Below are 12,238 nucleotides of genomic sequence, written 5' to 3'. Positions count from 1 at the left end.
CGGACAGGTAGCCCGGACAAGGCGCGTCAGCGCCGCCTCCGGGAGAACGATCGGCGCGAAGCTTAATGCTTCACCAGCGTGGCAAAGTAGTAGACCAGCGGAATCGCAAGGATCCACAGGCCGATGGGGATTTCCCGCCATTTGCCGGCGATGGTTTTGATCACGACATAAAACAGCAGCCCGCCGGCAATCCCGGTACCGAAGCTATTGGCAATCAGCGTAATCATCACCATCATCAGCACCGGCAGGCCGTCGGTGAAGTTTGCCAGATCCACTTTGCGCAGGCCGCTGAACATATTCAGGCCGATGAGGATCAGCGCAGGTGCGGTCGCCTCTTTCGGGATCATCAGCGCCACCGGCGTAAACAGCAGCATCAGGAGAAACATTACCGCCGCCGACAGCGCGGTTAACCCGGTTTTACCGCCGGCTTCCGCTGCCGCCGAGGATTCAATCAGCGCGGTCGCCGCCGGAATACCCAGCCAGGGACCTATAGCTGCAGCGATCGAGTCGACCATAAACGGGCGATTGATATGCGGCATATTGCCTTCTTCATCCAGCAGACCCGCTTCGCCGCCCACGGCCAGAGTGGTGCCCATCGTGGAAAAGAACTCTGAGGCGAAAAAGACGAACAGGAACGGCAGAAAGGCGATATTCAGCGCGCCCAGCATATCGATTTGCCCCAGCACCGGCGTCAGCGAATGCGGCATATCGATAAAACTGCCCGGGAGTCTGGTAACGCCCATCGGAATACCGACCAGGGTTGCAAAGAGAATCGCCCACAGAATCGAGCCGGGGATTTTTCTTGCCTGCAGGGCAATGGCCAGAAACAACCCGCAGAGCGCAACCAGCGCCCCCGGCGAAAGGAAATCCCCGAGCATCAGGGCGTTGGTTTTGGCGTTAGCCAGCACCAGTCCGGCGTTACGGAAGCCCAATACCGCGACGAACAGCCCAATGGACGCCGTCAGACCGAGCTTGATCGACTGCGGCACCGAACGGGTTACCACTTCACGCAGGCCGAATTTGGTCAGCAGGAAAAACAGAATCCCCGACCAGCAGGCGATACCAAGCCCGATCTGCCAGCCAATGCCTTCGCTGCCCGCCAGCGTGACGCCGACCAACACCGAACCGCCGATGCCCGGCCCGACGATAAACGGCAGGTTGGCATAAAACGCCATCAGCAGCGTGCCGCCGACGAACACCAGAATCGTGCCGGTGGTTGCCGCGCCTTTATCCATCCCGCCCACCGCCAGCAGGCCGGGGATAACCACCAGTAGATAGGCGGCGGCGAGAAAACCGGTGATGCCCGCGAGGCATTCGGTGCGCAGCGTGCTGCCGCGGGAATACAAGGCAAAACGGCGCTCCAGCCAGCTTCCCTGCGCGGATGAGTTAAGGGTATTGTCGGCCATGCTCAGGCTCCCTGATGTTTATTGTTGTGTTCTGTGTGTTCCGGGATTTCCCGGCAGTCTATCAGCGGCTCGACTATCTGGCGGGTGCTGCCGTCGGTCAAACCTAAATCTGTTAAATGCGGCCCGGCGTTACAGGCAAGGCAGGTACCCTCGATAGCCTTAAACACGCGATAGGGCGGCTCCCAGTCGGCGACTTCCGCGCTCAGGTCGCGAAGCTGGCGGAACTCTCTGGCCAGCTCCGGGGCGGGTAAGTCAGAAAGCATCCCGGCGATCGGCATCGCCACGTGGGCAAGGATTTTTCCCTGCTGCGACAGCGCCATGCCGCCGCCGGATTCGATCAGGCGGTTCGCCGCCAGCGCCATCTCGTCGGCATCGCGTCCGAGCACGACCAGGTTGTGAGAATCGTGGGAGTAGCTGGTGGCGATGGCGCCGCGCAGTTCGCCCCAGCCTTCCAGCAGCGCAATTTGCGGCGTCGCCTGGTGACGACCGTGGCGGTGCTTAACCCAAATCAGGCTAAATCCTTCCGGGATTTGCACCCGGCCATCCCGGACCTGCACCTCAACTTCTCCCCACTGGGTAAAGCGCGCGCCGCGAATATGCCGCAGACGGGCGACGCCGTGGCGAATGGCGCCAACGCGGAGGATAAAATCGTCAGGGCTGAGCGGCGGTATCTGCAGGGTATCGCGCGGCGGGGTAACGCCCGCCGCCGACGGAATGGGTTGAAGCAGGGCGCCATCGCGGGCAATCAGCTTACCGGCGACGTAAACTTCCTGCGCGTTGAGTCGGGATAAAGAATCGAAAACTACCAGATCGGCGCGGCGTCCGGCAGCAATCAGCCCCAAATCGTTACGCTGCAGACGGATCGCCGCGTTTAAGGTGGCGAAGCGCAGGACGTCGGTAGCCGGCAGTCCGTGCTCAATCAGCAGGTTGAGCAGGGCGATAATGCCGCCTTTTTCCAGCAGCATATCCGGCGGCACATCGTCGGTGCAGACGGTGATTTGCGAGGAGAGATGCGGCAGCGTTTTCAGCGCGTTAACGATATCCGGCAGCAGGTAAGGGTGCGAGCCGCGAATTTCGATAGTCAGCCCGGCGCGCAGTTTTTCCAGCGCATCGGCCGCCGAGGTGAGCTCATGATCGGAGGTGACCCCGGCGGCAAGATAGGCTTGCAGATCCGCGCCGCTCAAACCGCGCGCGTGGCCTTCGATCAGCTTGCCGCTGTTCAACCCGGCCTGAACGATCTCCTGCATCCGCTCGCTGCCGTGCAGCACGCCGTGCATATCCATCACTTCAGCAACGCCGCAGACTTCCGGCCAGGCCAGCATGGTTTCCATCTCCGCGCCGGCGAAATCGGCGCCGGACATCTCCAGTCCCGGCGTCGACGGCACGCTGGAAGGCGCCGCAACCATCACCTGCAGCGGCAGATGGCGGCTGGCAGCGACGGCGTAGCGCACGCCTTCGACGCCCAGTACGTTGGCCAGCTCGTGCGGGTCCCAGAATACTGCCGTGGTGCCCTGAGCCAGCACGATTTCGGCATAGCGTTCAGGCGGCAGGTGAGAGCTTTCAAGGTGAACGTGCGTATCCATCAGCCCCGGCGACAGGAAACATCCCGCCAGCGAGCGGCGTTCGAGGGCATCGGAGCGGCTGCCGCGCGGATGCACGCTGGCGATCGTTTCACCGACGATCCCGACGTCGGCCTCGCGGATTTCTCCGGTGGCCATGTCGACAATCTGCGCGTCGGTTAATAATAAATCGAACGGGGATTCTCCGCGCGCGGCCTGGACGGCGCGGCGGCGGGTTTCAGCACTGCTGGACATAACAACTCCGGCACAAGGATAATGGGGATACTCTAGGGGCAGAGCAAACGTTTGCCCAGATGAATAAATTTATCGCCCGATAACTTCGGGTTATTCTGCATGCTCACCGTTGACGAAAACATGATGACCGAACCCTGGCAGCGGCTGCCCGCGCTCTCTCTCAAGCAGATTCAGTACTTTGTGACCCTGGCCCAGCTGCGTCACTTCACCGACACCGCTAACCGGCTGGCTATCAGCCAGCCGGCGCTAAGCAGCGCGCTGCGGCAAATCGAGACGGTGCTCGGCGGCAAGCTGGTCAACCGTACCGCCTCGGCGGTGACCTTAACCGAGCTGGGGGCTGCGATTTTGCCCCACGCCCGGCGAGTGTTGAGCGTGGCGCAGCTGGCTTTTCAGGATATGCAGCAGATAGTCGAAGCCGGCGGCGACGGAACGGTGCGTATTGGCTTAGTGCCTTCGGTGAGTTCGCTGCTGTTTCCGCTGCTGCCGCAAACGCTGGCCCAGGCGTTTCCGCGCCTGAGGGTGGAGTTTCACGATCAGACCAACGACGCCCTGTTCTGCGAGCTGCAGTCGGGAAAGATAGATTTTGCCGTTGGCGCAATAGACAGTTCGTTACCGCCTGAGCTGCAGGTTTATCCTCTGCGCGAAGATCCGTTTGTGGCGGTGCTGCACGGCGACGATCCGCTGGCCGGGCAGCCGCATCTGCCGTGGAAACTGCTCGCGGGGCGCGATATCGCGGTGTTTTCAAAGGGCAATATTCAGCGTCTGGTCGGCGCGCTGGCCGAGAGCCATCGCCTCACGCTGAATACGCGTTATCAGGTTGACTATATCGAGACGCTTTACGGCCTGGTGCGCTCGCGGCTGGCGGTGGCGATTCTGCCTGAGCTTTATACTACCCACCTTCAGGATCCGGCGTTAAAGGTGGCGCAGCTTCAGCAGCCCGCGCTGACGCGAACCGTGGCGCTGATGCGCGGACCGCAGCCTCTGCCGCCGCTGATCGAGGAATGTTTTGCACTATTACTGAGTTCGCTGCGCTGACCGGCGCGCGTCGACTCCGGGAGAGTAACCCCCGCAGCTGGCCGCCGCGGGAGCTGATTTACGGCGTCACGATATTGAACCAGAACTCAAATTTATCCATATAGCCCAGCATCTCATCCAGTTTCGCGCCGTCGCCGGTCACTTTGACTTCACCCTTATCCTCCGCCTGTTTTAGCGTTTCCTCTTTCAGGATGATTTTGTTCAGCGTGGCGCGATCCAGGGCGATAGTGGCGTCGGCATCTTTCGCTTCGGCATCGGCGGTGTGATTAAGCACCCCGTTTTCCAGCTCCAGCTTATATTTACCGCCATCGTTACCAAGGTCGATATTGAACACTGCTTTGGCGGTTCCGGCTTTTTCACCGTTGATATGGACCGCAAGGTAATCAAAAAACATTTCCGGGGTCATGGCCCGCACGGTATCCGGGCTGGCGGTGTTCGGCGTCGGGCCTTTCACTACGCCGTTACGCAGCTCCTGCGCGCCGGTCAGGTAGAAATTACGCCACGGTCCTGATTCCGCCTGATAGCCCAGCTGCTCCAGAGCATCGGCTTCCAGATTACGCGCTTCCAGATTGCCGGGATCGGCGAAGACAATTTTGCTGACTACCTGCGCTACCCAGCGGTAGTTGCCCTGGTTGTAATCATCTTTGGCTTTCTTGAGGATAGCGTCGGCGCCGCCCATATAATCCACGAATTTCTTCGCCGCTTCTTCCGGCGGCAGCTCGTCCAGCGTAGCCGGATTGCCGTCGAACCAGCCGAGATAGAGGACGTAGGTAGCCTTCACGTCATGGCTGACGGAACCGTAGTAGCCGCGGTTGGCCCAGGTATTAGCCAGGCTGTCCGGCAGCTTAAATTTAGCGGCGATCTCATCGCGGGTCAGGCCCTCGTTGGCCATGCGCAGAGTCTGGTCATTAATGTACCGATACAGGTCGCGCTGGCTCTTCAGCAGGTTAACCACGTTCTCGTTACCCCAGGTCGGCCAGTGGTGCTGGGCCATAATGATTTCAGCCTTGTCGCCCCAGCGCACAATGGCAGCGTTGATATATTTCGACCACGGTAGCGGTTCACGAATTTTCGCCCCACGCAGCGAGTAGGTGTTATGCAGGGTATGGGTGACATCTTCGGCGGATTCAATCAGCTTCTTCTCTTCGATATACCACAGCATTTCTGACGGTGCTTCCGAGCCCGGTGCCAGCATAAAATCGTAGGTCAGTCCGTCGATAGTCTCTTTCTGGCCATCTTTCTCGATGATATGGGTGGGAGCAATCAGCGTGACGGTGCCGGCAGAAGTCGTGGTGCCGAGACCTGCGCCAACCTGGCCGGTGGCATCCGGTTTGAGCAGGTTGCCGTACATATAGCTGGCGCGACGGCTCATCACGTTACCGGCCATAATATTTTCAGCAACGGCGGCTTCCATAAAACCGGAAGGCGCGTAGATTTTGACTTTGCCGGATTTGACATCAGCTTCATCGACCACGCCGCGCACGCCGCCGTAATGGTCAACATGGCTGTGGGTGTAGATCACCGCAACAACGGGCTTATTGCCGCGATTTTTGTAATACAGCTCCATTCCTACCCTGGCGGTCTCTGCCGATACCAGCGGATCCACAACCGTGACGCCTTCTTTACCTTCGATGATGGTCATATTGGAGAGATCGAGGTTACGGATCTGATACACGCCTTCGGTCACTTCAAACAGGCCGCTGATATTGATGAGCTGGGATTGCCGCCAGAGGCTGGGGTTGACCGTATCCGGCGCCTTTTCACCCTCTTTAATAAAGTCGTACTGCTGCGGGTTCCAGATAACGTTGCCCTGTTCACCTTTAATCACCTCCGTAGGGAGCGCGGCAATAAAACCTTTATGCGCGTTGGTAAAGTCGGTGTTGTCGGAGAAGGGGAGCTGTTTATACAGCGCGTCGTTTGCCTGTTTGGTCGCCGCAGCGGCTTCTTTAGGCGACGTTTCGGCCCAGCTGATCGCAGGGAGAGTCGAGATAATTCCTGCCAGAGCCAGACTTTTCATAATCGGTGTTAATTTCATCGGAATCCTCATGGGTTTACGCTGATTCACTCGTTAATTTCGATATGACGTCGGGTTACATCCTGTAACGCCTCCTAAACTATAAACACGTAGCTGCAAAAGTGTTTATTTTGTTAATTATTTGATTGCTTATTGTTAATTTTGGATTGCCGTGCGCTTGAATACCTACGCCGGGCCAGCTTGCGTTGTCCGGCGACTTACCGTAACCTGCCCGCTGAGAACGTTTTTATCTCTCAATGACTCGGGGTGCCCTTCCTTGTGAAGGCTGAGAAAAACCCGTACCACCTGATCTGGATAATGCCAGCGTAGGGAAGTCAGAGACCGCAGGGTCGTCGCTTCTTCATCGCCTGGCGGGAGCAAACGATGTCTGACCTGCTGAACCCCGCGCATATTGCCCATCTGCGGCACCTTTTTCACCGCCATTCTCCCCTTGTTCACTGCATGACCAACGACGTGGTGCAGACCTTTACCGCCAACGTCCTGTTAGCGATTGGCGCATCGCCGGCGATGGTTATCGATCCGGACGAAGCCAGCCAGTTTGCCGCCATTGCCGATGCGCTGCTGATTAATGTCGGCACGCTGACCGTTGAGCGTGCGGAGGCGATGCGCGCGGCGGCGCGTAGCGCAACGCAGGCGGGCAAACCCTGGACGCTGGACCCGGTAGCGGTCGGCGCGCTGACCTTACGGACAGAATTTTGTCTGGAGCTGCTGGCGCTGCAGCCTGCCGCCGTTCGCGGTAATGCGTCGGAAATCATGGCGCTGGCCGGAATGAGCGGCGGCGGGCGCGGCGTCGATACGACCGATACCGCCGCCGCAGCGCTGCCCGCAGCCCAGGCGTTAGCCCGCCAGCTGAATACCGTGGTCGCGGTGACCGGGGAGGTTGATTACGTCACCGACGGCCAGCGCATTCGCATGGTCACCGGCGGCGATCCGCTGATGACCCGGGTGGTCGGCACCGGCTGCGCGCTGTCGGCGGTGGTTGCCGCCGCTGCGGCGATGCCCGGCGATCGGCTGGAGAACGTGGCCGCGGCCTGCGGGCTGATGAAGCTCGCGGGGGGGAAAGCGGCGCAGCAGGGCGGCCCCGGCAGCTTTACTCCCGCCTTCCTCGATGCGCTCTATGCGGGAGGCGATCTGTGAAACGAATTAATGCGCTAACCATCGCCGGCACCGACCCGAGCGGCGGTGCGGGGATCCAGGCGGATCTCAAAACCTTCTCGGCGCTGGGGGCATACGGCTGCTCGGTCATCACCGCGCTGGTGGCGCAAAACACCCTTGGCGTCCAGTCGGTTTATCGTATAGAGCCTGATTTTGTCGCCGCGCAGCTCGATTCCGTCTTCAGCGATGTGCGCATCGATACCACCAAAATCGGGATGCTGGCGGAAACTGATATCGTTGAAGCGGTGGCGGAACGGCTGGCGCGTTATCAGATTAAAAATGTGGTGCTGGATACGGTCATGTTGGCGAAAAGCGGCGATCCGCTGCTCTCGGCGTCGGCGGTGGAAACGCTGCGCCAGCGCCTGCTGCCGCAGGTCTCGCTGATCACTCCGAACCTGCCGGAAGCGGCGGCGCTGCTGGATGCGCCGCATGCCAGAACGGAACAGGAGATGCTGGAGCAGGGCAGAGCGCTGCTGGGCATGGGCTGTGGAGCGGTATTAATGAAAGGCGGCCATCTCGATGATGCGGAAAGCCCGGACTGGCTGTTTACCCGCGAAGAGGAGCGGCGTTTTACCGCGCCGAGAGTCCAGACTAAAAATACCCACGGTACCGGCTGTACGCTATCGGCGGCGCTGGCGGCCCTGCGTCCGCGTTACGAGGATTGGGGGCGAACCGTGGCGGAAGCCAAAGGCTGGCTGTCGGCGGCGCTGGCGCAGGCGGATTCGCTGGAAGTGGGACACGGCATCGGTCCGGTACACCATTTTCACGCCTGGTGGTAAACGGCAAGACAACGGGTCAGCAGACTATGCTGAAAAAATAGGCTCCCGGCTGGAAAATCTGCTGAGTCGGTACCAGGCTTAACCTGCCCAAAATAATTGGGTTGGGAAAACGCATGCCGGTTTCGACCGGCACTTACGGGAGATAGCTATGACTGATATTACGCAGTTGCTTGGCAAAGATGCCGACACGCTTTTACAGCACCGCTGTATGACAATTCCAGCCGACCAGCTCTATTTACCGGGGGCGGATTACGTCGATCGGGTGATGGTTGATAACAACCGTCCGCCGGCGGTGCTGCGTAATATGCAAACCCTGTATAACACCGGCCGCCTGGCGGGAACCGGCTATCTGTCGATCCTGCCGGTCGACCAGGGCGTAGAGCATTCTGCTGGCGCCTCTTTTGCCGCCAACCCGCTGTACTTTGATCCGAAAAATATCGTCGAACTGGCCATTGAGGCCGGTTGTAACTGCGTGGCCTCCACCTATGGCGTGCTGGCCTCGGTGTCGCGCCGCTATGCGCACCGCATCCCCTTCCTGGTCAAGCTGAACCATAACGAAACGCTGAGCTACCCGACCGAATATGACCAGACGCTGTATGCCAGCGTCGAGCAGGCGTTCAATATGGGGGCCGTGGCGGTCGGGGCGACGATCTATTTCGGTTCCGAACAGTCCCGTCGGCAAATCGAAGAGATCTCCGCCGCTTTTGAGCGCGCGCACGAGCTTGGCCTGGTGACCGTGCTGTGGGCCTATTTGCGTAATTCGGCGTTTAAGAAAGATGGCGTCGACTACCATGTTTCCGCTGACTTAACCGGTCAGGCCAACCACCTGGCGGCGACCATCGGCGCGGATATCGTGAAGCAGAAAATGGCGGAAAACAACGGCGGCTATAAAGCGGTGAACTTCGGCTATACCGATGACCGGGTTTATAGCAAGCTCACCAGCGATAATCCGATCGACCTGGTGCGTTACCAGCTGGCGAACTGCTATATGGGCCGCGCCGGGCTGATTAACTCCGGCGGCGCGGCGGGCGGGGAAACCGATCTGTCCGACGCCGTGCGCACCGCGGTTATCAATAAGCGCGCGGGCGGCATGGGGCTGATTCTGGGCCGTAAAGCGTTTAAAAAATCAATGGCTGACGGCGTGAAGCTGATCAATGCCGTACAGGATGTTTATCTGGACGGCAAAGTCACTATCGCTTAACAGGCTATCTAACCCTTAAAGGCAACAGCGTCGTCTGCCTTCCCCGGCGGCGCTGCGCCTGGCCGGGCTACCAGTTCACCGCCGTCTGCGGCCCGGAGGCCCCATCGAGAGCAGGGTGCGGGTTCACAGCTATCTGCGGGCCGGTAGCCCGGACAGGCGCGTCAAGCGCCGCCTCCGGGTTCCTGCTTACTCGCGAATCAGCCGCGCCGTGTGCTGTAGCATTTTATACGCCTCATAGCGCCGCTGATGATCGGCACTAAATTGTTCTACGCAGCGGTAGGTTTTATCCACCCGGGTAAACTGCTTCATCGCTTCTGGCAGGGAAGGTGCGATATGACCGGCCACCGCGCCAAGAATCGCCGAACCTAATAGCACTGGTTCACTGGATTCGGTACTCACCACGTTCACTCCGCAGGCGTCTGCCAGCAGCTGGCGCACCAGCGGATGCTGACCGGCCCCGCCGCTGATGACGATATTCTCGCTGCGGATGCCGCACGCCTTCTGGGCGTCAATAATCTGCCGCAGACCGTAGCCGATGCCGCACAATCCGGCGACGTAGAGCGCCATCAGATTGTCCAGATCCCGCTCCATCCCCAGGCCGGCGATAATCGCTTTCGCCTGCGGATCGGCCAGCGGCGCCCGGTTACCTAAAAACTCGGGCACCACGTGCAGGCCGTCGGTAAGTTTGACCGCCGCTGACGGATTATCTACCTTCGCCAGCACGCTATCGGCAAGATAAACCGGTAGCGGGACGCCGCGCGCTTTGGCCAGCGACTTAGCTTCTGCGGCGGCGGGGTGGAAGCTCAGCAGCTGGTCGATGGCCGCTCCGGCCGCGCTCTGACCACCTTCACTCAGCCAGAACCCTGGCACCATCGCCGAGTGATACGGCCCCCAGACGCCGGGCACGAATACCGCTTCCTGAGTAGTGGTCATGGTGCAGGAAGAGGTACCGAAGACGTAGGCCATATTGTTAACCGCGCCGTTAAGCACGCCGACGGTGCCGATGCCGCCCGCGTGGGCGTCAATCATACCGACCGCTATCGGCGTACCAATCGGCAGCCCCATCTCCTCTGCCGCCGTGGCGCAAAGGCCGTCGCCGCAGGGGGTTCCCGGATCGACAATCCGCTGGCCGATGCGGACAAAATCTTCATCCGCCAGCTCTTCGAGGCCAATCTGGCGGAAGTAGCTGGCATCCCAGCGTTGTTCATGCGCCAGGTAGGTCCATTTACAGGTCACAGTACAGACTGAGCGGGCTAAATCGCCGGTCGAGCGCCAGGTGAGATAATCGGCGAGGTCGAAGAAGTGGCGCGCCTGCTGATAAATGTGCGGGCGGTTCTCCTTCAGCCAGAGAATTTTCGGCGTTTCCATCTCCGGCGAGATTTTGCCGCCAACGTACTGCAGCACCGCGTGGCCCGTAGCGTTAATCTTTTCCGCCTGGCCGGTGGCGCGATGATCCATCCAGACAATAATGTTACGGTCCGCATCTTCCGAAGGCCCGACCGCCAGCGGCGCGTCGTTATCGCCAATCACTACCAGCGAGCAGGTGGCATCGAAGCCGATCCCGGCAATCGACGATGGAGGGACCCCGGCGCTGGCCACCGCCGTTTTAATGCAGTAGCACACCGCCTGCCAGATCTCGCGGCTTGACTGTTCGACCACGCTTCCGGCGCTGCGAAACAGGGTAATTTCCCGGGTTGCGTGGGCGAGAAGTTCGCCACGCAGGTCGAACACGCCGGCGCGAACGCTGCCTGAGCCAACATCGACGCCAATAATATGTTGCGTATCGCTTTGCATAATATCCTCTCACACAGTCTGGTTGAACGGTCAGAGATCCACGCTGTTCGGCAGGACCACAATGTCGCGTACGGTGACGTTTTTCGACCGCGTCACCATAAACAGCACCGACTCGGCCACTTCGATCGGTTGCATCAGGCTGCCGTTGGCCAGCGCTTCGTCCATTTTGGCTTTCGGCCAGTCATCCAGCAGGGCGGTGACTACCGGGCCAGGCAGCACGGCGCCGACGCGCACGCCGTACTGTGAAACCTGGCGACGGGTGGTATGAACAAACGCCTGGACAGCAAATTTCGACGCGGTATAGATAGGCTCCCAGATCACCGGCACCACGCCCGCGATAGAGCTGGTGAAGATAATGTCCCCGGACTTTTGCGCGATAAGATGCGGCAGGACGCTACGCACGCAGCGGAAGGCGGCGTTGGTATTGAGATGCAGCACGCGATCCCAGACGTCCGGATCGCCCTCGGCCACCGGTCCGCCGATATAAGCTCCGGCGTTGGCGTGGAAAATATCAAGACGCCCGGTGAGCTGCAAAATTCCCTGCACAAGGTTATCAACCTGATCCGCCTGCATCAGGTCAACCTGCAGGGCGAAGGCGTTTTCACCGAGTTCGGCAACAAGTTTATTGAGCTTTTCCCCTTCACGGTCGATAAGCACCACTTTTGCGCCGGCGCCCAGCAGGGTTCTGGCGCATTCGAGGCCAATACCGGACGCCGCGCCGGTAATAGCGGCAACTTTACCGCTAAGGGAAGTATTCATAGAGGAGACAGAGTGGTTCATTTTATAATCCTTTACAGAGTCTGGTTGGCACTGTCGAGCGCGAGGGCATCGCGTTCGACGTTAGAGACGAAAACTTATTAAGGTATTGAATATGAGCGTCATTTCTGCAGGTTTTCTGGAATATTAATGCTGAATGCGTTAATACTTCGGAAAGTAAAATGGAAGCTCAATCGATGAAGCTCATGTTGCGCTAGCTTCATCGATTGAGCAAGTGGGGAAATTAACAGCGAAATGATTTT

The 12,238-nt window shown here is 59.5% G+C and carries 9 protein-coding genes and 1 riboswitch; of the genes, 4 read left to right on the top strand and 5 right to left on the bottom strand.

Annotation, left to right across the window (positions count from 1 at the left end; translation table 11 throughout):
- Nucleotides 1–62 precede the first annotated feature (62 nt).
- Together K2184_RS20495 and K2184_RS20490 are read right to left on the bottom strand one after the other, a co-directional pair.
- Nucleotides 63–1,406, bottom strand: a complete 1,344-nt coding sequence (locus tag K2184_RS20495) for an NCS2 family permease (RefSeq protein ID WP_004103803.1) — start codon at nucleotides 1,404–1,406, stop codon at nucleotides 63–65.
- Between the two features lie 2 nt (nucleotides 1,407–1,408).
- Nucleotides 1,409–3,220, bottom strand: a complete 1,812-nt coding sequence (locus K2184_RS20490; RefSeq protein WP_163525696.1) for an adenine deaminase — start codon at nucleotides 3,218–3,220, stop codon at nucleotides 1,409–1,411.
- Between the two features lie 120 nt (nucleotides 3,221–3,340).
- On the opposite strand from K2184_RS20490, the gene K2184_RS20485 reads away from it, so the two are divergent.
- Nucleotides 3,341–4,255: a LysR family transcriptional regulator gene (locus tag K2184_RS20485; protein ID WP_162680288.1), complete on the top strand. Its 915-nt coding sequence runs from the start codon at nucleotides 3,341–3,343 to the stop codon at nucleotides 4,253–4,255.
- 58 nt (nucleotides 4,256–4,313) lie between these two features.
- On the opposite strand, the gene K2184_RS20480 is transcribed toward K2184_RS20485, so the two are convergent.
- Complete coding sequence (locus K2184_RS20480; RefSeq protein WP_163525697.1) at nucleotides 4,314–6,290, bottom strand: alkyl/aryl-sulfatase; 1,977 nt, start codon at nucleotides 6,288–6,290, stop codon at nucleotides 4,314–4,316.
- Nucleotides 6,291–6,522: 232 nt separating this feature from the next.
- A riboswitch (TPP riboswitch) is annotated at nucleotides 6,523–6,619 on the top strand.
- A 34-nt stretch (nucleotides 6,620–6,653) separates the two neighbouring features.
- Here K2184_RS20480 and thiM point away from each other — a divergent pair.
- From thiM to fbaB, 3 genes are all read left to right on the top strand, one after another.
- Nucleotides 6,654–7,427: a hydroxyethylthiazole kinase gene (gene thiM / locus K2184_RS20475; RefSeq protein WP_024274477.1), complete on the top strand. Its 774-nt coding sequence runs from the start codon at nucleotides 6,654–6,656 to the stop codon at nucleotides 7,425–7,427.
- Nucleotides 7,424–8,224 (top strand): bifunctional hydroxymethylpyrimidine kinase/phosphomethylpyrimidine kinase, encoded by an 801-nt coding sequence (gene thiD / locus K2184_RS20470; RefSeq protein ID WP_016809241.1) that lies wholly within the window; start codon nucleotides 7,424–7,426, stop codon nucleotides 8,222–8,224. Before thiM ends, thiD begins: the two co-directional genes overlap by 4 nt.
- Nucleotides 8,225–8,372: 148 nt before the next feature.
- Nucleotides 8,373–9,425, top strand: coding sequence for a class I fructose-bisphosphate aldolase (fbaB, locus tag K2184_RS20465; protein WP_004103793.1), 1,053 nt, complete (start codon nucleotides 8,373–8,375; stop codon nucleotides 9,423–9,425).
- A 186-nt stretch (nucleotides 9,426–9,611) separates the two neighbouring features.
- Here fbaB and K2184_RS20460 read toward each other — a convergent pair whose 3' ends face one another.
- Entirely contained in the window at nucleotides 9,612–11,219 is a 1,608-nt protein-coding gene (locus K2184_RS20460) for an FGGY-family carbohydrate kinase (RefSeq protein WP_163525698.1), read from the bottom strand.
- A gap of 30 nt (nucleotides 11,220–11,249) precedes the next feature.
- Nucleotides 11,250–11,999, bottom strand: a complete 750-nt coding sequence (locus K2184_RS20455; protein WP_163525699.1) for an SDR family oxidoreductase — start codon at nucleotides 11,997–11,999, stop codon at nucleotides 11,250–11,252.
- Between the last annotated feature and the right edge of the window lie 239 nt (nucleotides 12,000–12,238).

The sequence above is a fragment of the Klebsiella sp. K5-306 genome (assembly GCF_051835185.1).
Lineage (GTDB): Bacteria > Pseudomonadota > Gammaproteobacteria > Enterobacterales > Enterobacteriaceae > Klebsiella > Klebsiella oxytoca.
The sequence above is the reverse complement of the archived record's forward strand: the minus strand, read 5'-3'. Positions and strand labels throughout refer to the sequence as shown.